Raw genomic sequence first — 24,702 nt, 5'->3', positions numbered from 1 at the left:
AGCATATTAACAAAATATACTTTTAGAGGTCTTATTAATGAAAGAAGTAATAGAACTAACAAAAAAAATGGTTGAAATCAATAGTGTTTCTGGTCAAGAAGAAGAAATACTAGAGTATTTAGCTGGCTTTTTGAAAAACAAAGGAGCTAAAGAAGTGTGGCAAAATGAAGATTTTTGTGCTGCTTTGTTCACTAACGGTAAAACAGAGAATGCTACTATTTTAACAGGTCATATCGACACTGTTTCTGCAGGAGATGAAAGTAACTGGAAAAATTCTCCTTGGAGCTGTATTGAAAATGATGAAAAATTAATAGGGCTGGGTGTTACTGACATGAAGGCTGGCTTATCTGCTGCTTTTATTGCAGGAATTGAAGCGTTTGATAATGGTAACATCGAAGACGATCTATGGCTTGTTGCCGTAGCTAATGAAGAGATTGACGGCAGAGGGAGCAGAAATTTTGTAGCTTGGTTTAAAGAAAAAGGTTTTAAATATAATAAAATTGAGGGTATTATACCGGAGCCTACTAATTTAGATACAATTGAAATAGGGCATAGAGGAAATTGTTTTGTAGAAATAACTTTTCTAGGTAAAAGTGGTCATGCCTCGCAGCAAGGCAATTATCATATATCGGCACTTAATAGTATGAATAACTTACTAGCTTCAGTAAAAGATATTGAAGATAAGGGGGTATTGCATGATTTATTAATTAAATATAGGAACGATATTTTGGGTATGCCTAGTTTTGTGCCTACCTCTGTTATTGCTGGAGATAGTCAGTCGCCAAATAAGACTGCTGATATATGTAAAATGGTAATAGATATTCGTACTACCCCAGAACTAGATAAACAGTTAGATAGCTTTATGAATGAACTAGCCACAGATTTTAATTTTAGTTGGAAATATCATAGTACTCCTGTTGGATCAACTTTAGTAAGTGAAAATTCTAATTTAGTTAAAAAACTGCTTAAAAGCAGTAATTTAAATATTGATAATGTTGGAATTAGCGCAGGAGCTACTGATCAAGGAGAATTTGTTAAAGGCTTAAATAACACAGAAGTAGTAGTGTATGGCCCGGGGGAGTTTAGTGAGGCGCACCATCAAAACGAGTTTATATATAAGAATAAACTAGAAAAATTTTATAATGTAATACATGATTTTTTAGTGAATAATGAAAAATAAATTAGCACTCTATTGTATTAAGTGCTAATTTGTATTATAATAAGAACATGCAATTATCTTCTCGTCAAATTCAAATATTGGTAGCTATTATTGAACAATATGCAGAGGTTGCTAGCCCAGTTGGTAGCGTTACCTTAGCTAAACTATTTGGAGTATCTAGTGCAACTATAAGATCAGAAATGGCAAAGCTAGAAGATATGGGTTATATTACACACCCTCACACATCAGCTGGAAGAATACCTACAGATAAAGGCTACCGTTTTTATGTGAATAGATTAAATGAAAATAATGATAGTTTATTAGAGCAGGGTAATTTATTGTTAAATGCAGACAATAATAAAGATAATTTAACAAGGGCTACTTCAGCTTTATGTTCTAGAATTACGGCTCAGAATAATAGAGCTGATCAATCTATAAGGTCGGCGGTAGATTCTCTAGTGGAACTAACAGGAAATTTAGGCCTAGCTACAATTGGTGATCAACTTTATATTAATGGTATTTATAATTTATTCTCACAGCCAGAATTTGAAAGTGGTGAAGCCGTACAAAGCGTAGCAAGGCTTCTTGATAATTTAGAACCTTGGTTAAAAGAAGCTTCGCCAAATGAACCAATTAATGTATATATAGGTAGTGAAAACCCAATTGGTAAAACAAGTGGTGTAAGTTTAATTATTAGTAAGTTTAGTTCACCATTAAGCGAGAATACTTATATTGGGGTTCTCGGCCCAACAAGACAAAATTATAGTAAAGTTGTAAGGCTTGTTAAACATACTGGTGAGTTTTTGGAAGACATACTTGGAGAATAAAATATAAAAACAATAATGTTATAATGACAATATATAGTAAAGTATTAACTTATAATTATGTAGGAGTATGAGAGAATGAAGAAAGAACAAAAAAAAGAAAATATTGATCTAGTAAATAAAATAAACGAACTAACTAACGACTTACAGCGAACTAGGGCAGATTTTGAAAATTACCGAAAAAATGTAGAAAATAGGGTTATGGATGCTAAAAATTTAGGTGAGCGTAAAGCTGTAAATAATATTTTGCCAATAATTGATGATATTGAGCGGGCTATAGCACATTTACCAGAAGAATTAGTAGATAATGCTTGGGCACAAAGTGTAGTTAAAATGTATGGTAAGCTAGAGAAAAATTTGGCTAAAAATGGTATTGAAAAAATTAATTCTAAAGCTGGAGAAGTTTTTAACCCTGAAGTTCATGAAGCTATTCAATTTGAAGATGGGGATGGGGAAACCGAAATCATAGCAGAAGAGCTTAGGACAGGATATAAATTACACGGAAATGTATTAAGACATTCAATGGTTAAAGTTGCTAAAAAATAAGTATTTAGGTGACATATTGACAAAACTATATTTTTATTGTAATATATTTATTATAGCACATTTAATTTATAGCAATACCTCTTATTAGGTTGGTTTAGTACTCTAGCCCGCCGAGTAAGCGGAGGGGCTAGATAGATAAGGAGATACTAATGTATCCAGATATGTTCCTCGATGAAGCTCTAATATGGCAAGCCACATCAGCTAATCCATTCTCTCGTGAATCTTTAATTCGGAGAATGCTTGCTCTTGATGGAGATGCTCGTGATATAGCTCATTTATTCAATGTACCTATTGAATATGTGATAGCACTTGAGAATAAGAATTTTAGCTGTATTAAAGAAGTAAGATTATTTGCTTCATTTGTTGGTCAAGTACTAGAGTCTGAAGATCCTGAGCAATATTCGTTTAGTGATTACAGTTTTATTAGAGGAGTTGCTTTAATATTAGGTTTAAGCCCTAGTCAATTATCTCAACTTCTTTCAAGATCAATTGAGGAATAATCACCTTACCCTGACCCACACATATGGGCCTTATTTTATAGAGAATAAAAATAACACCTTATTTTAGAATGAAATTATGCTTAATTATGCTATAATATAAAAATGAACGGTGGGAATAATCTTAATAATTTAAAAAAGTTTATTAGAGCAACAAATTATTTATCTGTTGCGCAAATTTTTTTACAGGACAATTTTCTTTTAGAGAGGCCTTTAGAATTTAAGGATATTAAACCAAGGCTATTAGGCCATTGGGGCAGCTGCCCTGGGGTGAATCATATATATGCTCATTTATTATTATCTCAGTCTAAACTAGTTTATGCTAACAGTAATTTAAGTACTGCTTTTATGCTTGGGCCTGGGCATGCTTTTCCTGCGCTACAAGCTAATTTATTTATGGAATCTACTTTAAATAAATATGACAATAAGGCTAGTTTGAATAAACAAGGCATTGCATATATTTGTAAAAATTTTTCTTGGCCAAATGGCTTTCCGTCTCACGCAAGTCCATTTACACCAAGTGTAATTTTAGAGGGTGGAGAATTGGGATATTCACTAGCTACTGCTTTTGGTGCTGTTCTTGATAAGCCTAATTTGATAATGGCTACAGTTATTGGCGACGGAGAAGCAGAAACTGGTGCGTTAGCTTCTGCGTGGCAATTAAATAAACTAGTTTCTCCAATAAAAAATGGTGTAGTGTTACCAATTCTTCACTTAAATAAATATAAAATATCTGGTCCTACTATTTTTGGTTCGATGAGTGATTTTGAGCTAATACAGTTTTTTCATGGCGCAGGCTGGAACCCTAAGATTGTAGATGAATATACCTCTGAAGATTTTGATTTAGATATGGAAAGAGTTTTTGAAGAATCTTATAGGGATATTTCTAGAATAAAATTTAAAAATAGTGAAGAAGATTTTGTACGGCTGCCTATGATTATTGTACGCTCTAAAAAAGGGAGCTCAGGAGTTAAAAATAATCACGGTGAAAAAATAGAAGGTAACTATTTAGCTCATCAAGTACCTTTACCTAAAGCTGGTCAAGATGAATACGAACTTAGACAATTGGAAGATTGGTTGAAATCCTATAAATTTAATGAGCTATTTAGTTCTAGAAGTAATTTATTTGGTAATTGGTTATTGGAATTTTTGCCTAACAATAAAGGTAAAATAGGTATTAATAAAGATATCTATGCAGGTAATAATTATAAGCCGCTAAAATTACCAAAGCATAATTTAGAAGAACTTATTGAAAAGAAGGAAGAATCTTTAGCTATGAATTCAATAGGCAATTATCTTGCTAAAGTATTTGAAGAAAATAAAGATGATTTTCGCTTTTTTAGTCCAGATGAAACGTATTCAAATAAATTAGATGCTATATTTTCTAAAGAAGCTAGAATGTGGCAACGTAAAATAAATTCATGGGAGAAAGATTTAGAGAAGAATGGAAGAGTTTCGGAGATACTGAGCGAACATTGTTTGCAAGGTATGTTGCAGGGTTATCTATTAACAGGGAGACATGGGGTATTAACATCCTACGAAGCTTTTGCGCCTATTATTGGAAGTATGATGAACCAATATGCTAAATTTTTAGCACAAAGCAAAGAAGTTTCTTGGAGGGGTGATCTTGCTAGCCTTAACTATATATTAACCTCAACAGGATGGAGACAAGATCATAATGGCTTTTCTCACCAAAACCCAGGATTTATTGATGACGTATTACGTAGAGGTAATAGTATTGGACAAGTTTTTTTGCCTAGCGACGATATATCTGCTTTAGTGTGTATAGATTATATGCTAAAAACAAAAAATAATATTAATGTGTTAGTTGCCGGTAAAACTCCAGAGCCAAGATTCTTTAGCTGTGACCAAATTGTCAATAGCCTAGCAAATGGAGGAATAACTGTTTATGATCTATGGCGAAAAACATATTTAGACTGGCTACATGATAATCATAATGAAGAGCCAGATGTGATATTGGTAGCGAGTGGAGATTATATGTACCGTGAAGTGATAGCTAGTTCTCAGATATTACAGAATGATTTACCTAATTTAAAAATTAGAATTGTTAATATTCCTATTTTAAATAGTAATGGAATAGGTAGTATAGAAAAAACTATTACTATAGAGGAATTTAAAAAGATTTTTGGAGATAATATACCAGCAGTATATGTATTTCATGGATATCCTAAAACCATAAAATCAGTATTATTTGATTATTGGAATCCTGCAAGGTTTGATGTTTTAGGTTATCAAGAAAAGGGCTCCACCACTACACCTTTCGATATGTTAGCTAGAAATGGAGTAAGTAGATTTGATATTGCCGAAAGGGTGTTATGTAAAATTAAAAATTCTAATAGTGATAAGTTGATTGAAAAATACAGAACTAGAACAGAAGAAACAATTAAGTACGCTAGAGAACATGGCGTAGATCCTGAGAATATCAATGATAACATCATTTTTAGTGAAATATAGCAGTAGTCTGCTATATTTTTTTAGATATGTAAATAATTTATTGTAAATAAAACATCATTAGCAGTCTTGACACTTGAGTGCTAAAAATATATAATTTATACATAGCACTAATGAATAATTGCGAGGTAGTGCTACTGATATTTGTTTAAAATAGATTAATACAATAAAAGAAAGGAAAAAATGGGTAAAATAATAGGAATTGACTTAGGTACAACCAATAGTGCATTTGCTTACATGGTTGCTGGTAAACCTGAAGTAATTACTAATGCAGAAGGAAACCGAACTACTCCAAGCGTTGTAGCTATCAATAAAAAAGGTGATAGGCTTGTAGGTCAAGTAGCTCAAAGGCAGCGTGTTACTAACCCTAAAAATACAATTTATGGCGTAAAACGTTTAATTGGACGTAAGTTTAGTGATAACGAGATTCAGAAAGATCTTGATATTATGCCTTACGAAATTGTTAAAAAAGGTAGTGGTGTAGCCGTAAAAATGGGAGATAAAGAATATACTCCTGAAGAAGTATCAGCAATGATTCTTTCTAAAATTAAAGCTGATGCAGAAGCTTTCTTAGGAGAGAAAGTTACAGAAGCAGTTATTACTGTTCCGGCTTACTTTGATGATTCTCAGCGTCAAGCTACTAAAGACGCAGGAAAAATAGCAGGGCTGGAAGTTAAGCGAATTATTAATGAGCCAACTGCTGCTGCGTTAGCCTATGGCCTTGAAGGTAAAAAGGATGAGAAAATTGTAGTGTTTGACCTTGGTGGTGGTACTTTTGACGTTTCTGTGCTAGATATTGCTGATGGTGTATTTGAAGTGCTATCAACTAATGGAGATACACACCTTGGTGGTGAAGATTTCGATAACCGTATAGTGAACCATTTCTTGGATGAGTTTAAAAAAGAAGAAGGTATTGACCTCAAAAATGATTCTGCTGCAATGCAACGCTTGAAGGATGAAGCAGAAAAAGCTAAGAAAGAGCTATCTTCAACTACTAGCTATGAAGTTAACCTGCCATTTATTACAGCAGATGAAGATGGCCCAAAGCACTTTGAATATACTCTAACTAGAGCTAAATTAGAAGAACTAGTTGTTGATTTAATAGATCGTTTAGCTACTCCTGTAGAAAAAGCCTTAAAAGATGCTAACTTAAGTGCTAATGAAATTTCAGAAATTGTGATGGTGGGTGGTATGACGCGTATGCCTGCTGTTGTAGAGAAGGTCGAAAAAATATTTAATAAAAAACCTACTCAAGGAGTAAATCCTGATGAAGTTGTTGCTGTTGGTGCGGCTATACAAGGAGGTGTTCTTGCTGGAGATGTTAAAGATGTGTTGTTGCTAGATGTAACACCTTTGACTCTAGGAATTGAAACTGCTGGTGGAGTTAGAACTCCTATGATAGATCGCAACACTACTGTTCCTACTTCAAAATCACAAGTATTTTCAACATATGCTGATAATCAGCCACAAGTAGAAATCCATGTTCTCCAAGGTGAACGTGAAATGGCTACTGATAATAAATCTCTTGGAATGTTTGTTCTTTCTGGAATTGCCCCAGCCCCTAGAGGAGTTCCACAAATTGAAGTAACCTTCAATATTGATGCTAATGGAATTTTGACAGTTACTGCTAAAGATAAAGGTACTGGCAAGGAGAATAATATTACGATTCAAAATTCAGGAAATATGAGCAAAGAAGATATTGAAAAAGCTCAAAAAGAAGCTGAAATGCATGCAGATGAAGACAAGAAGAAACGAGAAGCAATTGATGCTAAAAATGCTTTAGAGAATGCTATTTACCAAGCTGAAAAAATGCCAAATGAATTTAAGGACAAGATTTCAGAAGAAGATAAAAAAGCTATAGAAGATGCTGTAAATGAAGCTAAAAAACATCAAAATTCAACAGACAAAGATGAATTAGAAAAAGCAGCCAAAGACTTACAAGATGCTATTATGCCTATTGGGGCTAAACTATACCAAGCTCAACAATCTGATAGTAGTGAAGGTAAAGGAACAACTAAAACAACGCGCAAAAAAGCTGATGACGAACCTGTAGAAGGCGAAGTGGTAGATAAATAACCATCAACAGTAAAATAACAAAAATACCCTATTCTATTAAAGAGTAGGGTATTTTTAATAAAAGAATATCCCTCACTTTTCGTGAGGGATGAAGATAAAATTTTTACATTTCTTGAAGAGCTATTAGACACTTCTCAACTTCTTTATACTGAGCATTTTCAAATAGTCTTTCAATCATGCGAAGTTCAGCATAGACTATAGTATCTTTGAAGTTGCCTAGTAGCTCATCTCTGTTAGGGACATATTTATTTCTAAAATCTTGAACTTTAGCTAGCTTATCTGGATCAAGATCTGATATTCTGATATGTTCTAATGAAAGAAGATTCTTTAAATCTTTAAGAGCATTAGCTACTCCTTTCTGATTAACTATAAGTTCTGGTAAAGAACCCCCTTTATGATTAATTGTAAAAATTTCTTTTTGTGAAAGTACTGTCATTATATTTTCACCTCTTTCGTGTAATATCTTATGCCTAGCAATGACAAAATCTAGACACTTCCAAAATAATAACATAAAAATACTAATATGTCAATAGATAGATTACTTAGCACTCTTGATATTAAAGTGCTAAAATGATATCATATTATATATGAGTAAGGCTGATTATTACGATATTTTAGGTGTTAAAAAAGATGCAAGTGCTGATGAAATTAAAAAAGCTTTTAGAAGAAAGGCTGTAGAATTACACCCCGACAAAGGAGGTGATGAAAAAGCTTTTAAAGAGGTTAATGAAGCATATGAAGTCTTAAAAGATAAAGAAAAAAGACAAAGGTATGATCAGTTTGGGCATGCTGGTGTTGGTGGAAATGGTGGCGGAAATCCTTTTGAAGGATTTGGAGGATTTAATGCTCAAAATATCAACTTTGATTTCGGTGGGGGTTTCGGCGACATCTTTGATGGTATTTTTGGTGGAGGATTTTCGAATTCTCGTAAAAATACGCCCAATAGAGGTAGAGATATAGAAGTTAATTTAGAAATAGGGTTTAAAGAAGCTATTTTTGGTACTGAAACTGAGATATCTTTAAATATTGATGATGAATGTCATGTTTGTCATGGCAGTGGCGGAGACCCTAATTTTGGCACTAAAACATGCCCTGAATGTAAAGGTAGTGGACAGCAGGTTAGAGTTACTCAAACCTTATTTGGACCTATTCAACAGTCTACAGTATGTCATACATGTGATGGTAAAGGGGAAATTCCAGAAAAAGAATGTCAAGAATGTAAGGGCAGTGGAATTACTAAAGATAAACAATCTATAAAATTAAAAATACCTGCTGGCATAGATGATGGCGCTACTATTAGGCTTTCTGGTCGTGGTGAAGCTATAAAAAATGGTGAAAAAGGTGATTTATATGTAAATATATCAGTTAAGCCAGATAAAAAATTTACAAGAGAGGGAAACCTTATTCTTAGCGAAGAACATATTTCTATGGTTGATGCCGCTTTAGGTGGAGAAATAGAAGTTCAAACTATTGATGGAAAGCTTACAATGAAAATACCGGCAGGAACACAGAGTCATACTGATTTTAAACTTTCTGGACATGGTGTACCATATATGAAAACAGATAAACGTGGTGCCCACATAATAACTATTATCGTAGATACGCCAACAAAATTATCAAAAAAACAAAAAGAATTATTGAAAGATTTTAAGGCTAACCATAAGACAGGATTTTTTGGGTAGGGGAAAATCATGATAGAGAAAGAAAAACATCTTAGCCATGAAGAAATTAATTTTGGTGAAATTTATCAAAAAACCGAACCAAATATGGTAGAAAAATTTACTGCAACCAATGCTAGGAAGGCTCAAGAAGAGTTTTTAAATGATGCTACTTTACGGAAACCTAACAATATTTATGGTAATATAACCCCTACCTCTATAAATGATCTATATGACAATATATCTAAATCGGTTGAATATTTAGATAACCAGGAGAACTTAGGTAATATTGAACGAGAAATGTTAGAAACTAGCTTAGAGAGGAAATTTAAATCTGCACGAATGATCGACTGTGCTAACACCATTAAAAATAGCCAAAGTTCTAAAGATATCAGAATAGCCAAAGATAATTTTATGAGAGACAATATTGAGCTATATGGAGCTCCAGAAAAAGATACTTTTGAATCTCTAGTTAGTGATGAATTAGCAAAAATAGACGTTGATAATTTAAATAATACTAGCGAAAAAATATATAATGATTTAATTGATTTATTAGGTAGAAAATATATTAATACAGAAAAGAAAGAGAGGTTTAAGCCATCTGAAGAAACTTTCAAAAAAATGGAGGAATTTTCTAGAATATTCTATGCTAAACAATTAGAATATATCCCTAAAGAACCTATTAATGGCGATAAATTTACCCCTGAAGAGCTCTGCTCTATATTTGAGAATATAGTAGGTGATTTTCATAATAGTGGAATGGAAAAATTCGATATCGAATGGAAGGATTCTGGAGCTATATCCGTTAATTCTGGAACTAAAAAAATATCCATTCCTAAAAATAGAAAATCTATGACACGTAATGAAGTTGAAGGGCTTGTTGTTCATGAGCTAGGAACTCATTATATGAGGGGCCAAACTGGTAACCAATATAAAATACCAACTTTAAAAAATGGGCTTGATGGTTATTTAGAAACCGAAGAGGGGATCGCTAGAGCTATGGAAATGGCCGTAAAGGGGGAATATGTAGAGGCTGGGATTGGCCACTATATTACTGCTGGATTAGCCTTTTTTGATAGTAAAAATTTTAGAGAGGTATTCGAAATTAACTGGCGACTTAAATTGTTAACTTCAAATAAAGGTGATTTATCTCGTGGGGATATAGAAAATAAAAGAAAAGAAGCTTATAAAGCCACTCAGAGAATATTTAGAGGTACTGATGAGTTACCTTGGTTTAAAGACTTGAGCTATTTTAATGGTGGTCAAAAAATATGGCAGTACATTGAAGAAAATATAGGCTCAGAAGAGATGTTTGATAATTTTTTCTTGGGTGGTAAGAATAATTTGCTAGACGATAGCCAACAAAGGCAGATATATGAATTAAAAGTTGGGAAGAGATAATTATTGACAAAAATAGATATATATGTTTTAATTATCTAAATAAAAAAGGTTATATGAATAATATTGTAATATCAGCATTTGAAAAAGTAGAAACTTTAGGACTTGAAAATTTAGACCTAGAGAAGAGTTGTTTTTATGATGCTAAAATTGATACAGGGGCATTTTCAGGAGTTATTCATGCTCAAAATATAGTAGAGCGTAATGGTACTTTATACTTTAATTTATATGGAAGTGACCAAGATATAGCTACTACTGATTTTTTAGTGCGTAAGGTTCGAAATACTCATGGTGGGTCTAAAAAAAGATATTTAGTTAATATGAAAATAAAAATTCGCGATCATATATATATAGAACGGCTAGGGCTTGATGATCGATCTAATATGAAATATGACGTTTTGATTGGTAGGGCGTTTCTAATAAGAAATAATATTATGGTTGATTGTAGAGAAAGTAGAAATATCGATAATGAATGGAGAGAAATGGGAGATAAATAATTATGAAAATAGCAATATTAAGTAATGGCTCTGCAAATTATTCAACTAAAAGGCTAAAAGAGGTCGCAGAGAGTAGAGGTCATCAAGTTGATATTATTAAATATAAAAATTGTTATGTTTCTATAGACGATAAAAACCCCAAAGTTATGTATAAAGGGAATGAAGTAAAAGGCTACGATGTATTCATACCTAGAATTGCCAGTCATATGACTAAATACGGTACTTCTGTAGTAAGGCAACTAGAAACTTCAAACCCTCGTGCTTTTTTCATGAATAAGTCAATTGCAATTACTAGAGCGAGGGACAAGCTCCGTTCAACTCAATTATTAGCAAAGGCTGGAGTTACTATTCCGAAAACAGTTTTTAGCCGTAATTCTACTGATATTGATAACTTATTGGAAGAGATAGGGGGAACTCCTGCGATAATTAAACTTGCTAGAGGCACTCATGGTAACGGAGTAGTACTAGCAGAAACAAAAAAAGCTGCTAAATCTGTGCTCCAAGCATTTTATTTAACTAACTCAGATGGTACAAACGTCTTACTTCAAGAGTTTATTAAAGAATCAGCAGGAACTGATATAAGAGCTTTTGTAGTTGGTTCGCAAGTTGTAGCTAGTATGAAAAGACAAAGTTTAGATGATGATTTTCGCTCTAATTTGCATAAGGGTGGATTAGGGGAGCCAATTAAATTAACTACAGAAGAAAAAAGAATGGCAGTAAAATCAGCTAAAGCTATGGGTCTTTTAGTAGCAGGGGTAGACTTGATGCGTTCCAATAGGGGTCCACTAGTATTAGAGGTTAATGCTAGCCCTGGTTTTGGTATTGAGAAGATAACTTATCGTGATATTGCTTCAAAAATTATTGATTATATTGAGAGAAATGCAAAACGAGGCAATAAAAAAGATAAAATTGGTGTTTAGAATATAGCAATGGTAACTATAATTGGGTATAATTTAAATTATGGTTGCCATTGTTTTAATATTAATAATATTTTGTTTATTATTTATTTTTAGGAAAAATACTGCTTTTTTAAATTTGGCAGTTTTATCAAGTATGGCTATAGACCAATATTGGAATAATGATATTACAGAATTTGTTATAAGCTTATTAGGTAGTATATTAAATAAAGAAAAAATTAGCTTTATTATATCTATAATCTTTTAATAGTATTAGGAGTTATCGCTTTAATAAAAAGTCCAAAACAAAATAATATTATTATGAATATTATTTTAGTGTTGTGTAGTGGGATATTGATATTTGTAGTAATAATACCTAAAATTTCCATAATATTACCATTAGATAATTATTCAACTAAAGTGGTGGGATTTTTAAGCCTATATAACAAGTGGATAGTTACATCAATAGTAAGCTTTTCATTAATTAGTATTTTATTTAATAGTAATAGTAAAAATGATAAAAAGGCTTGACTTTTATAATTATATTTAATATAATTATTTTTATCACGCGTGGGTCTGTAGCTCAGCTGGTTAGAGCACCTGCCTTTTAAGCAGGGTGTCATGGGTTCAAGCCCCATCAGACCCTCCATTGTGATAAATAACCCTTTAACAGGGTGTTTTTTTTATTTTTTAGATATGTTAAAATAAATATAGAATGAAAAAGCAATTTTATTTTTTTGTATTTCGTTGGTTAGTAAATAGTATTATACTAGGATTTTTTATATATTTATTTAATTTAGCTAGCAAATATACAATTTCAACATTTATATTTGCTGGCCTAATATTTACCATTATGAATAGTATGGTTAAGCCGATCATAACTATATTATCACTACCTATGATAATACTAACTTTAGGGCTATTTACTCTTGTGATTAATGGTATAATTGTATGGATTTCACTATGCATAGCCCCTAATGTATCAATTAGATTTGTTGACGCAGTTACAGTTGGTATAGTTATGAGTATAGTTAATTATATTATTACTAGTAGAATAGGACTAATAAAAATAGAAGAGGAGTTGAATAATGAATTTTAGTTTAATATTGCAAATATCTACAGTTATATCAGGTATTTTAATGATGATATTAGTACTGCTTCAGCAACGTGGCGCTAGCCTTGGTGCTGGATTTGGTGCTTCGGGAGAACTTTTTACTACTAGAAGAGGAGTAGAGAAGAGTGTATTTAATGCTACAATATTCTTTGCAATCATATTTGTAGCTTCAATTATACTCATGCTAGTTGTTGCCTAGTAATATTTTATGGATATAAAAAAACATAACCGTAGTGTAGCTTCAAAAAAACCTTCAACTGTAAGTACTGGTATTAGAAGTAAAAAAATACTAAGCAAAGAATATAGATACTTTGTTGGTAATATTGCCCTTCGCCATGTTCGAGATAATGTAATTCGTAGGGCCTATAGTTTAAGGTTAACTAAAAGAATTATTTTAGGGTGGTTAGCTATAATTTTAATTATAATTATCGGTGTCGGAATTACTAGAGAATTATCTGAAAAATCTTTCTCAGAGAATTCTTTTATTAATGGTGGTACATTTTCAGAAGCATTTATAGGAAATATAGATAATTTAAACCCTTTATTTGCTGATAGTTCTGCTGAAAAAGCTTTTTCTAAATTAGCGTTTTCTAGATTATATGATTTTGATACTAGTGGGTTAATTAAAGCAGACTTAGTGGATAATTTAAAAGCTACAGATAATTATAGAAATTTAGATATTACATTACGTAAAGATGTAAAATGGAGCAATAACGACAGTTTAGATGCTAATGATGTTATTTATACAGTTAACCTCATGAAAGATCCTTCTATAAATACTTATGGCTATAAAAACTGGAAAGATGTAAAAATTACTAAAAAAGATGATTATCGTTTTGAGATGATTATGCCTGTTGAATCTAACTCTGTTTTATATAGCCTTAATTTCCCAATAATGCCAAGTCGCATATTATCCAAAGTTAAGAATAACGAGCTTAGAGAATTAGATATAAGTAAAAATATGGTAACTTCGGGTATATTTAAATTTAAATCACTTCAACATACTAGCGAAGGAAATTCTATACTTAGTTTAGTAAGAAATGAAAATTATTACCGTAATGTAGCTAAATTGTCTAGATATGAAATATTTACGTATAAAGATAAAGAAAATATTAAAAAAGTTTTACTCTCAGGGGCAGTCATATCTTCTAACGACATATCATTAAGTGATTTTACCGATAGCGAGAAAAATACGTTAAAAGAGAATCAGACCAGTGTAAATAGAGGTTTCTATGCTTTTATAAATACTAATGATTCAATTATGAAGAGTATTAAGGTACGTAAAGCAGTGCAACACGGAATAGATATGAACGCCGTTAGATCTAATATGAACGCTGTGGATGGTTTAGATTACCCAATATTGGAACAATTTATCAATCAGAAAGATATAAGTCCTGCTAAATTTGATAAGACACTGGCAGCTAAACTATTAGACGATGATGGCTGGAAGTTATCTAATAACGATAAAATAAGATATAAAGATGGTAAAAAGCTACAAATCCAGCTAGCTACTATAAAAAATAGCAATTTAGAAAAAGCATCTAAAAATATTGAAAAGCAACTGAAAGAATTAGGTTTTGATGTGCAATTAATAGTGGGTGAAGAAAATGATAAAACTGCAAATTTTGTTAAGACAATTATTAAACCTAGAAGTTATAGTATTTTACTTTATGAATTAGAATTTGGTGCTGATCCAGATATTTATGCTTTTTGGCATTATAGTCAAGCTAACGCAGAGGGCTTAAATTTATCGGGATATAACGATCCAGTAGCCAGTGATATGTTAGTGAATGCTAGAAAAGCTAATAATATAGAAGATAAAAAGAAGTATTTAACAGCATTTACTCGCCGATGGCTTAGGGATGTACCAGCTATAGGAATAGCCAGAACAAGAACTACTTTTGTTTACCGTAAAAGTGTTAGAGCCTATGACAATAGAAATAAATTTAATAGTGAAATTAATAGATATGAAGATATAAGTAACTGGGCTGTTGATAAGGGTAAACTTTACAAAACACCTTAATTTTGCTACTATAATAACATATGTATGCGTGGCGGAATTGGTAGACGCGCTAGCTTGAGGGGCTAGTGAACCTCGGTTCGTGGAAGTTCAAGTCTTCTCGTGTACACCATGTTTTATAGAGGCGTACAAATATAAGTGTTCGCCCTTTAATTTTAAAAGTGAGAATAAAAAATATGCAAAATAATTTTTGGCAAGATATATCCCTTAGCACCGGTAAAGAAAATGGTAAAAAAATACCTTTCTTTTCTTTAGCACCTATGGAAGCTGTTACTGATGTGGTTTTTAGGCATGTTGTAGCCAAAGCATCAAGGCCAGATGTATTTTATACTGAATTCACTAATTCTTCTAGTTTTGCTAGTCCTAAAGGAATTCATAGCACAAGGGGTAGATTAGCTCGTACTGAAGATGAAGAGCCTATTGTAGCACAAATTTGGGGGTCTAAACCAGAAGATATAGCTTATATGTCCAAACATCTACCAGAAATAGGATATCAAGCTATAGATATTAATATGGGTTGTCCAGATAAAGCAGTAATAAAAAGTGGTGGTGGTAGTGATTTGATCCGTAATCCTGAATTAGCATTACAAATAATAGATGCTGCTAAAGAATCTGGCTTACCAATATCAGTTAAAACTAGGTTAGGATTTTCTAGAGTTGATGAATGGAAAGAATGGCTAACTTTTTTATTAAAGCAGAATTTAGCTGTTTTAACTATTCATTTACGAACAAAAAAAGAAATGAGTAAAGTTCCAGCTCATTTTGAAATAATACCTGAAATTATTGCTTTAAGAGATGAAATTGCTCCTAATACTTTAATTCAAATAAATGGAGACATAAAAAATAGAGCTCAAGGAATGAATCTTTGGCGTCAATATAATGGTATCGACGGTATAATGATTGGTAGGGGAGTTTTTGAAAATCCATATTGTTTTGAAAAAAATATTGAAGAGCATAGTACAGAAGAGTATATTGAATTGCTTTTGTTACAACTTCAATTATTCGAAAAATACACGAAAGAATTAGGCCAAAGACGATTCGATCCCTTAAAGAGATTTTTTAAGATTTATATTCGTGATTTTTATGGTGCTAGTGAGCTAAGAGCAAAACTAATGGAAACTAAGAATATTGACGAAGTTAGGCAAATTATAGAAGATTTTAAAAATGCCTAGAAGAAATAACAATATTCCTATTAGGAGAACTATATATAGATCTCCAACGAATAAAAAAAGATATAATAGTAAAACGGAGGCAGAAAAAGCTGCTAACTATGCTATGCTTTTGAATTTAAATTTGAAACTTACAGTTTATAAAGATATAGATGGCGGGTGGTATCTTACAAGTAAAAACAAGGCTTGATTTTATAAGAATCTATCAGTAAAATTATATATAGGAATAATAAAATGTGGAGTTTATTAAATGTTTAAAAAAGCCAAATATCTTACTGTGATAGCTATTTTTACGTTATCATTTTTAACTAATTCTATGCCAGCTATGGCGGCAACTAATCAGCTAGTTAGAAATATAACATTCCATAGGAATCCCCCTAAGGATACTAACCAGCAAGATGAAACTATCAATTTACAACTAGCTGGTGATAAGGCTATTTTTGGGGTTAGCCCTTTTGATGGACACCCTAGCATGAAAGCTGAAAGGGACAAAATGGCTCATGATGCTTATATCTATTACTATTTTTGGGATCAATATCCTAATTTAACTAACCCTACAATGAATAGGGGTAAATATGCTGATACTAATACATCAAAATGGATGGGTATAGGTTGAGGTTTAGATTTTCTTTTCGGTAGACCATTCTATAGGACTTTTGCATGGAATACAAAACCAGATGGAACAGGAACTTATTACAGGTTAGGATATCCACTACCTGCGAACGCTCCAGAAAAGCTAGATCTTTACCTAATGTGGGTAAGTCCTGCCGAAATGACTTCATTCGTAAAAGAAGTTAAGAAAGTAAAGCCAGTTATTTATCTCGAAGAAAATAATGAGCTTAACGCATCTAAACCTAATATTCACACAAGTATTGGTCCGTCTACAAAACAGGTTGATGGTAAAACTATAAATACAGAAGCTTATAATGTAGATCAAAGTATGAATTTACATTATAAAGCAACGTTAAATTTTGAAAATATCCGTGATTCTTTAAGGGTGCTTTGGGGAAGAACTGATAAAATAAGATCTTGGAAAGGTTATTTAAAAGCTGTTTTTGATTCTAGATTAGAATTTGATAGGGACGTAGAAATAGCTTTTGAATCGACATGGCAAAAAATAGATTCTGCAAGACAGCAAGAATTAGGTGCTAAAAGTGTAAGACAGAACGGTAATAAAACAACTATTACATTCTCTACTGAAAGGCTAAAACAGATGAAGAATGCTAATGGTGAATATGAAGTAAATATTCCTATAACTTTAATTGACCCTAAAGCTTTTGCTGAACTATCTTTTGAAGATTTTATGAAACCAATGTGGCTATCTGTTGCTGATAACTTTTCACGTGGTATAAATGCAGTAATCACAGAAGAGAGTTACAATAAAATATCTACATCTGATAATCCAGTTATCAAAGTTGGTGGTCAAATTAACCTAGAGATCACTGGGGATATAGGTGGTTTTGGTGGAACCCAAACTTATTCTAACGGAGACCCTAAAGCTGACGATGTATATGCAAGATTATTTCCTACAGGAAGTTTAGATGTAGATTTTTATACAATGGATGAAAAAGAACAGCTAACTGCGCCTATAGATAAAGACGGTAAGAAAGTTGATAGTAAAGTTTGGCACTACCAAGGTAGAAGTAAACATTCAAAATACGCCGATAACGACTATCGCAATTATTCAGATTCTTTCTTAATGATGGATGCTAAAAATAAGACTATACCAGACCTAACTAAAGGTAATATTAAAAAGCCTGTAGAAATATCACACCCTGAAATTCCTGGATATACTTTTGTTAAGTTAAAAGAAGATGAAGGTATTGGTACTTACAATTATAAAGAGAATAAAAAACGCAGATTACTATACTTAAAGAATTCATCTATAATAGTAGACCATATAACTAATGATGGTAAAAAGGTTTCTGAAACAGAATATCGTACTGGTAAAATAGGTGAAAAATATAATACTAAAGATAAAGGCATAGTTAAAATAGATGGTAAGGAATATGAATATATGATGCTTAGCGATTCATCAGACTTACCAGTTGGCCAATTTGGTGACCATGTTAAACATATAACCTACATCTATAAACCAAAAACTGAAGTAGCTAAAGAAAAGGGCAAGATAATCAATAAAATTAATGATATACTTTCACCATTGACAGGTGTAGTAAAAAATAACCCTAATGCATTGTTAGTATTATTACCAATAGGAATTTCATTAGTAATTTCTGGTATACTATTTGCTAGAGCTAGACGAAAATAAATTTATATTTTAATGATTTTCTAAGAAATATGTGATATCATTTAAAATATGAAAAAAGTTATTGTATATACAACTAGTTGGTGTGGTTTCTGCGGAGCAGAAAAAGAATGGCTAGCTAATAATAATATAGAGTTTGTAGCTAAAGATGTTGAATCAGATGATGAGGCAAGAGAAGAGCTATTAGCTAAGATGGGTGGCCAATTCCAAGGTGTTCCAGTTACTGATATTGACGGTGAAATTGTACTTGGATTTGATAGAGCTAGACTTTCAAAATTACTAGGAATTAATAGATTCTAATAAAATAACGGTAAGTAATTTACCGTTATTTTATATTTATATTTTAAATTGTTTTAGTATTTAATTTCAATTTTTTCTCCACCTATTTTTTTGCGAAAAATATTATCATGCGATACGTAAATTATAGCACCGTTAAAACTTAGTAAAGCCTTTTCTAGCTCTTCTATACTAGGAAGATCTAAGTGAGATGTTGGCTCGTCTAATATTAATAATTGTGGGTCTGTAGAGAGCATTTTAATTAGTTGAAGTCTTGCCTTTTGCCCTCCGGACAGATCCTTAACTTTTGTGGCTAAATCTTCTTCTAAGAAAAGATATTGTGCTAGTAATTGGCGAATTTTTGATTCTGTAATAGATAGATTCTGAGATTTATAAATATTCTCTACAGCTTCTTTAAGCTCTAGTTCAAACATATCTTCACTTACTTCTTGGGAATAGAGGCCAACCCTAATATCCCTATCTGCTTTTATATATCCATCATATATTTGCGAATTAATAGGGTAGTCGGTAAAAATACTATGGAGAATTATTTTTATAAGCGTTGTTTTTCCGGCTCCATTTAACCCAAATAGCTCTATTTTACTATGTGTGTTTACGGTAAAATTTAAATTCTCAAATAGTATTTTTGCATTATTTTTACTTTCCAATGCATCTTCAAGCTTACCATATCCAGCAGTTAAACTATTTATAGTTATAAAATTACGTTTAGATTTATCTTTGCTACTATACTGAGTGTTTATTTTGATATTTTTTGCTTTAAATTTATCATAATTAGCTAGCTGATTATTTTTTAAAGAATTAAGGCTTTCGGCATCTATCCAAAAGCTAGGTTTTTCAGTTTTATCAAGAATAGCAATTTTTTCTCGAGCGTTATTTTCTAATCTTTTAAAACGTTTAATAGTATTAGGATCTCTAGCTTTTTCTTTCATTCTTTGAAAGTTTTTAAGTTTGTCAGCTAGATTATTCTTTTCAGCTTGCTTTTTTTGATAATCGTCAATATTTCCTGAGGTACGCTCTGTATTTACTTTAAGGTAGTGCTCGTAATTGCCATCAAAAATATAACTTTTTTGATCTTTAATTTCTATTATTTTATCTACATTCATTAAAACATCTCTGTCGTGAGTAATAATTAATTTAGCGCCAGAGCTCTTTTTTAACCAATTAAGGAAAATATTTTTTGATTGATAGTCCATAAAGTTAGTTGGTTCATCAAGTAGGGCAATATCGGCAGAAGAGTGTAATATTTTAATAACATCAACTAATCTTTTTTGACCCCCAGATAGCTCTTTCATTTTTTTATTTTGAAAATTTTCCAAACCAAAATCTTTTAGTTCAGCTATAATTTTATCTTCTATAAAATGGAAATTATTTTGATGAAATTTATTTAAAGCCTCAGTATATTCATTTATAAGGCGAAGATTATCACCCATAACCTCAGGTAGATGTTCTATTTTATATTTAAGATTAGCGTAGTTTGGTAAATCATTAAGAATAAAATTAATAACCGTTTTATTTTTTACGCTATGGTACTCTTGAATGGAGGAGGCCATTATTAAATTTTTCTTTTTAATAATATTGCCAGTATAATCCGAATCTTTACCAGTTAAAATTGATAGAATAGTTGATTTTCCTACTCCATTACGACCTATAATTCCTATAATTTCATTTTCATTAACGCTAAATTTTACATCTTTAATAAGACTTTTATTATTAAATGACTTTTCGCTAATATTTACATCTAAAAGCATTATTTTTTAAATCGGTTTATTAACTTAGAACGCCAATCTTTTGGTTCAGTAGATTTTTTATCTACTACTTTTTTGTATATCTCTTCAAATTTAGTAATTGTGAAGTTAAGGTCATGCTGTTTTATTATCTCTAAACCATTTTTTGAGAACTCGTCAGCCAATTTTTTATTAGATAATATTTTATTTATACTTTCAGCAATTTGATCCACATTATCTGTTTCACACAAGAATCCATTCACGCCATCTTGGCAAATTTCTTTTACAGCGCCTACATCAACGCCGATAACTGGTTTACCACAGGCGGCTGCTTCTAAAAATACAATACCTTGGGTTTCCGTAGGGCTAGCTGAAACAAATACATCAGCAATACGGTGAAAATTAATTAAATCTTCACCAATTTGTGTGCCCATAAAGTAAACTTTATTAGAGATATCTAGCTGATAAGTTAGATTCTGAAGGTTAGTCATATCCGTACCGTCACCAACAATAACTAGTACTGAATCTTTATTATTTTTTAAGTTCTCTTTAAAAGCTAGAATTAAAGTTGATATATGCTTTTCTGCATCAACACGGCCAATATTCATGATAATTTTCTTATCTTTAGGCAAATGGAATTTATCAAAGAAGCTAGAATCTACTTTCTTAGGAGTAAATAGGCGTAAGTCTATACCATTACTTACTGCTTCAATTGGCATTTTCGCGTTTTCAGGTTTTTTAAAATGACGGTCTATAGCTTGTCTAGTCGGCATTGTTGCATAATCTGCCTGAAGAGCAAAACGCTTAGTGTATAAAAGGACAGTTTTATTTATTATTGGTGATAGAGGAGCTAGCATGCGAAGGTTATCGAATAGGTTTTCAGGGCTAGCATGGTTAGTTACTACTACAGGAATATGATTTTTACGTGCAAAATCAATCATAGCTTGCCCAATCATAAGCTGAAGTTGAACATGAACAACATCTGGCTTAAAACCATTATATTTACAATATCTTTTTATTTCACGGTAAGGTAAAAGGGAAAGGCGATATCCGTTATGTAGGTAAACCCTAGGAATAGTTATTCTGCCGGCAAGTTTTTTAGCTGGAGCTAGAGGCTCTGTTTGATTAGGGTAAAAAGGGAAGTTAACCGAGCTTAAACGAACTACCGTATAGCCATCAGTTTTTTCAACTTGAAAATCACCTGATTGGCTAGGGGCAAAAACTACAACTTCATGACCTCTTAAGGTTAGTTGCTCTGCAAGATTTTTACTAAAAATTGATATACCATTTATCATTGGCCAAAATAAGTCGGATGCAATAGCTATTTTCATATTTTGATTATAACATATTTTGTAGGCATACTAGTTATAGAGATTGTTTTGAATAGGGTTAAGTGTTAAAATTGATTAAGCTTATGATTAAAAAAATGTTAAATTCATTCAAGAGGGCTCGCTATTTTTGGCGATATATTACTTTTACTGAAGTTGGCATTATTTATATTACTAAAGTTATGCGATCTATGGCGATTAAGTTATCTAGTAGTATATCTTTAATTTTTATATATAAGTTAGGCTATCCGGTGTGGTTCTTGGCGTTATATATTTTTTATTATTATATAGTTAAATTAGTAGCAGTTATTCTTGGTGGGGCTGTAGTTGCTAAATATGGCCCAAAGCATGGAATGATAATATCAAACATATTATATGTTCCTATGTTACTTTCAATGTCTTTAGCTAAAAGTTTTGGCGTACCTGCAATAATATTAGGTGCTACTATGCAAGCATTATCTGTAGGTATCTATAATGTTTCTGTTAATGTAGATTTTTCAAAAGTAAAAAATACTAAAACTAGTGGTAAGCAGTTAGGGCTTTCATATATATTTGATAAAATAACAACAGTTGTAGCTCCTGTAATAGGAGGTTTAACTGCTATGATATTTGGAGCCCCTATTGTAATGATTATCTCAGCCATAATATTTGCTTTAGCAACAATACCTTTAGTTATTAGCAAAGAGCCAATCAAAACAAATCAAAAGCTCAAATTTCATAATTTCTCTTGGCGTCTATATGGAAGAAATATCGTAGCACAATCATATGAAGGTGTTTTAGTTGTAAATTTATTTATATGGGGATTTTTTGCTAGTGTGTTTATTTTCTCAGCTTTCAACTCTTACGGTGCATCTGGAATTATACAATCCTTTAGTGCTTTAGCAGCTATTTTAGCCACCTTTTTTTATGCTAAAGTAACAGATAAGGGTAACGGAAACCGTTTAATGAAAATAAATACTTTAATTCAATCAGGAGTATGGATAACGAAAGGTTTACTAGTTAAAACACCATTAGGGGCTTTATTGGCTCACGCAGGGCATGATTTAGCTTTATCTGGTCAACATATGTCAGTTTATAAGGGTATTTATGATGAGGCCGATAGGTCGGGCTGTAGAATAACTTATATTGTTATGCATGAGATAGTTGCAGGGGTAATGGCAATAATATGCTCCTCACTGCTATTGTTTATGGTAGTTTTTAATGCTAACGCCGAAGAGGGTATTAGACATTATTTTGCAATATCTTCATTTTTTATTCTAATTCTTCTATTTGCTAAATTTAAGGTTTACGATACTAAAAATATTTATAAGGAAGAGTAATGAGTAATAATACAAGAGGGTATAAATTAATTATAACCTTTTGTATTGCTATCGTATTTTTCTGTTTTATATTAAATTTTGTTAAAATAAGTAGTTTTAGGGATATTTCTTGGTTATTTTTGGCAATTTTACTTTTTATTTTAGCTATATATGTTAAGCAAGTATCTATGGTGGCTATTATATTTTCAGCTTTATTCTTATGTTTTTGGCGATATTCTAGTGTAAATTATGATAAAACTGTTCTAAGTCAGCTATTTGGTAGCTCTGTAAATATTCAAGGTGTAGTTATGGACGACCCAGAAGAAGATGAAAATGGGATTAAAATTAAGATATCTACTGAGGATGTTGCAAGTAGTAAAATAAAAACAATAGCTTTAGTAAGAATAACGGATAAAAATAAGAATATTAAAAGGTCTGACAAAATAGAATTAAAAGGAAAAATAGTTAAAAGTAATTTTAGTTCCTATGACGGCATAGTTAAAAAAGCTAAAATAATTAATATTATTCCGTCGGTAGATATAGCTAGAGATTTTAGGGATTGGGCTAGTAAAAATATTCAAAATTATATTCATGGTGAAGAAGGTAGTTTAGGATTAGGATATCTTTTAGGAGAGAAAAAGAAAATTTCTGCCGATTTACAAGAGAATCTACGTAAGACCTCCCTAAGCCATATTGTGGTAGCTAGTGGGTATAATTTAACTATATTAGTACTTTTTGTTAGAAGAATTTTTGAAAATAAAAATCGCAGAATGGCATTACTCATCTCTTTAGCCAGTACTACCTTTTTTATGCTGATGATAGGGCTATCTGCTAGCATGTTAAGGGCTGGGCTTGTTTCTACTTTAGGTTTATTCTTATGGTATTATGGCAGGTTATCACGACCATATAGTTTATTATTATTTGTAGCTAGCTTAACTTTAATTATTAACCCTAATAATATGCTAGACTTAAGCTGGCAATTGTCTTTTGCTGCCTTTTTTGGTGTGTTAATATTATCTCCATTGATACATGATTTTTTGACACCCCAAAAATATAAAACCAATATATTTTTCCAGCTTTTTATTGAAACTTTATCTGCACAAATTATGACAGTACCTATTATAGCCTTATATTTTGGTACTTTTTCGTTTATATCTATTATTACTAATATGGTAATTTTACCGTTATTACCAATAACTATGTTCTTTATTTTTATGGTTGGTCTACTATTTTTTATCCCTACTTTAGCTACTATTTTTGCTGTTATTAGTAATGCCATACTAAAGTTACAAATAGCAATTATTAATTTATTTGCTAGTTTTCCTATAGCACAATCAAAATTTAAAATTAACCTTCAATTTTTACTTTGTTATTATGTAATTATTGTTTTACTGATTATATTTTTAGAATATAAGAATAAGAGGAATTATTTCGGGTAATAGTCTTTTTTTTGAAGAAAAAAG

General features: G+C 31.5%; 22 protein-coding genes and 2 tRNA genes. 21 read left to right on the top strand and 3 right to left on the bottom strand.

Annotated features, from left to right (window positions below):
* Positions 1–37: 37 nt before the first annotated feature.
* The 6 genes from G6CMJM_RS00385 to dnaK all read left to right on the top strand — a co-directional run bounded on the left by G6CMJM_RS00385 (position 38) and on the right by dnaK (position 7,574).
* Positions 38–1,180, top strand: a complete 1,143-nt coding sequence (locus G6CMJM_RS00385; RefSeq protein ID WP_129718510.1) for a M20 family metallopeptidase — start codon at positions 38–40, stop codon at positions 1,178–1,180.
* Between the two features lie 47 nt (positions 1,181–1,227).
* Positions 1,228–1,986, top strand: a complete 759-nt coding sequence (locus tag G6CMJM_RS00380) for a transcriptional regulator (RefSeq protein WP_129718509.1) — start codon at positions 1,228–1,230, stop codon at positions 1,984–1,986.
* Positions 1,987–2,061: 75 nt separating this feature from the next.
* Positions 2,062–2,529 carry a nucleotide exchange factor GrpE gene (locus tag G6CMJM_RS00375; RefSeq protein ID WP_129718508.1) on the top strand — a complete coding sequence of 156 codons (468 nt, stop codon included), beginning with the start codon at positions 2,062–2,064 and terminating at the stop codon, positions 2,527–2,529.
* 149 nt (positions 2,530–2,678) lie between these two features.
* A complete protein-coding gene (locus tag G6CMJM_RS00370; protein ID WP_129718507.1) occupies positions 2,679–3,029 on the top strand; it encodes a hypothetical protein in 351 nt (116 codons plus the stop codon).
* Positions 3,030–3,131: 102 nt separating this feature from the next.
* Positions 3,132–5,501: a phosphoketolase family protein gene (locus G6CMJM_RS00365; protein WP_129718506.1), complete on the top strand. Its 2,370-nt coding sequence runs from the start codon at positions 3,132–3,134 to the stop codon at positions 5,499–5,501.
* A gap of 180 nt (positions 5,502–5,681) precedes the next feature.
* Complete coding sequence (dnaK, locus tag G6CMJM_RS00360; RefSeq protein ID WP_129718505.1) at positions 5,682–7,574, top strand: molecular chaperone DnaK; 1,893 nt, start codon at positions 5,682–5,684, stop codon at positions 7,572–7,574.
* A gap of 103 nt (positions 7,575–7,677) precedes the next feature.
* Here the strand turns inward: dnaK and G6CMJM_RS00355 are convergent, their stop codons facing one another.
* Positions 7,678–8,085: a hypothetical protein gene (locus G6CMJM_RS00355; RefSeq protein WP_165302635.1), complete on the bottom strand. Its 408-nt coding sequence runs from the start codon at positions 8,083–8,085 to the stop codon at positions 7,678–7,680.
* A gap of 76 nt (positions 8,086–8,161) precedes the next feature.
* Here G6CMJM_RS00355 and dnaJ point away from each other — a divergent pair, with 76 nt between their 5' ends.
* The 13 genes from dnaJ (at position 8,162) to G6CMJM_RS00290 (ending at position 18,892) form a co-directional block, all read left to right on the top strand.
* Entirely contained in the window at positions 8,162–9,256 is a 1,095-nt protein-coding gene (gene dnaJ / locus G6CMJM_RS00350; RefSeq protein WP_129718503.1) for a molecular chaperone DnaJ, read from the top strand.
* Between the two features lie 9 nt (positions 9,257–9,265).
* Positions 9,266–10,633 (top strand): tyrosine/phenylalanine carboxypeptidase domain-containing protein, encoded by a 1,368-nt coding sequence (locus tag G6CMJM_RS00345; protein WP_129718502.1) that lies wholly within the window; start codon positions 9,266–9,268, stop codon positions 10,631–10,633.
* A 53-nt stretch (positions 10,634–10,686) separates the two neighbouring features.
* Entirely contained in the window at positions 10,687–11,127 is a 441-nt protein-coding gene (locus tag G6CMJM_RS00340) for a putative ATP-dependent zinc protease (protein WP_129718501.1), read from the top strand.
* 2 nt (positions 11,128–11,129) lie between these two features.
* Entirely contained in the window at positions 11,130–12,047 is a 918-nt protein-coding gene (locus G6CMJM_RS00335; RefSeq protein WP_129718500.1) for a RimK family alpha-L-glutamate ligase, read from the top strand.
* 548 nt (positions 12,048–12,595) lie between these two features.
* Positions 12,596–12,672: transfer RNA gene (locus G6CMJM_RS00330), tRNA-Lys, on the top strand.
* A gap of 66 nt (positions 12,673–12,738) precedes the next feature.
* Complete coding sequence (locus tag G6CMJM_RS00325; RefSeq protein ID WP_129718499.1) at positions 12,739–13,122, top strand: phage holin family protein; 384 nt, start codon at positions 12,739–12,741, stop codon at positions 13,120–13,122.
* Entirely contained in the window at positions 13,112–13,336 is a 225-nt protein-coding gene (secG, locus tag G6CMJM_RS00320; RefSeq protein ID WP_129718498.1) for a preprotein translocase subunit SecG, read from the top strand. Before G6CMJM_RS00325 ends, secG begins: the two co-directional genes overlap by 11 nt.
* A 9-nt stretch (positions 13,337–13,345) precedes the next feature.
* Positions 13,346–15,160: an ABC transporter substrate-binding protein gene (locus tag G6CMJM_RS00315; protein WP_129718497.1), complete on the top strand. Its 1,815-nt coding sequence runs from the start codon at positions 13,346–13,348 to the stop codon at positions 15,158–15,160.
* Between the two features lie 22 nt (positions 15,161–15,182).
* Positions 15,183–15,269 (top strand) — tRNA-Leu (locus tag G6CMJM_RS00310).
* 64 nt (positions 15,270–15,333) lie between these two features.
* Positions 15,334–16,329: a tRNA dihydrouridine synthase gene (locus G6CMJM_RS00305; protein WP_129718496.1), complete on the top strand. Its 996-nt coding sequence runs from the start codon at positions 15,334–15,336 to the stop codon at positions 16,327–16,329.
* Between the two features lie 247 nt (positions 16,330–16,576).
* Positions 16,577–16,942 (top strand): hypothetical protein, encoded by a 366-nt coding sequence (locus G6CMJM_RS00300; RefSeq protein ID WP_129718495.1) that lies wholly within the window; start codon positions 16,577–16,579, stop codon positions 16,940–16,942.
* 156 nt (positions 16,943–17,098) lie between these two features.
* Positions 17,099–18,595 carry a MucBP domain-containing protein gene (locus G6CMJM_RS00295; RefSeq protein ID WP_165302633.1) on the top strand — a complete coding sequence of 499 codons (1,497 nt, stop codon included), beginning with the start codon at positions 17,099–17,101 and terminating at the stop codon, positions 18,593–18,595.
* Between the two features lie 48 nt (positions 18,596–18,643).
* Positions 18,644–18,892, top strand: coding sequence for a glutaredoxin domain-containing protein (locus G6CMJM_RS00290; RefSeq protein WP_129718493.1), 249 nt, complete (start codon positions 18,644–18,646; stop codon positions 18,890–18,892).
* Between the two features lie 53 nt (positions 18,893–18,945).
* Here the strand turns inward: G6CMJM_RS00290 and G6CMJM_RS00285 are convergent, their stop codons facing one another.
* Both G6CMJM_RS00285 and G6CMJM_RS00280 read right to left on the bottom strand, forming a co-directional pair.
* The gene (locus G6CMJM_RS00285; RefSeq protein ID WP_129718492.1) at positions 18,946–20,637 is read right to left on the bottom strand and encodes an ABC-F family ATP-binding cassette domain-containing protein; all 1,692 of its coding nucleotides are present in this window, start codon (positions 20,635–20,637) and stop codon (positions 18,946–18,948) included.
* On the bottom strand, positions 20,637–21,944 hold the full coding sequence (locus tag G6CMJM_RS00280; RefSeq protein WP_129718491.1) for a glycosyltransferase: 1,308 nt from the start codon (positions 21,942–21,944) through the stop codon (positions 20,637–20,639). The genes G6CMJM_RS00285 and G6CMJM_RS00280 overlap by 1 nt, the downstream gene beginning before the upstream one ends.
* A gap of 83 nt (positions 21,945–22,027) precedes the next feature.
* Here G6CMJM_RS00280 and G6CMJM_RS00275 point away from each other — a divergent pair, with 83 nt between their 5' ends.
* Both G6CMJM_RS00275 and G6CMJM_RS00270 read left to right on the top strand, forming a co-directional pair.
* Positions 22,028–23,260: an MFS transporter gene (locus G6CMJM_RS00275; RefSeq protein WP_129718490.1), complete on the top strand. Its 1,233-nt coding sequence runs from the start codon at positions 22,028–22,030 to the stop codon at positions 23,258–23,260.
* Complete coding sequence (locus G6CMJM_RS00270) at positions 23,260–24,678, top strand: ComEC/Rec2 family competence protein (protein ID WP_129718489.1); 1,419 nt, start codon at positions 23,260–23,262, stop codon at positions 24,676–24,678. The genes G6CMJM_RS00275 and G6CMJM_RS00270 overlap by 1 nt, the downstream gene beginning before the upstream one ends.
* Positions 24,679–24,702 lie beyond the last annotated feature (24 nt).

The sequence above is a fragment of the Candidatus Nanogingivalis gingivitcus genome (assembly GCF_004151455.1).
Lineage (GTDB): Bacteria > Patescibacteriota > Saccharimonadia > Saccharimonadales > Saccharimonadaceae > Nanogingivalis > Nanogingivalis gingivitcus.
Note: the sequence above shows the minus strand (reverse complement) of the source record. Positions and strands in the feature narration are given on the sequence as shown.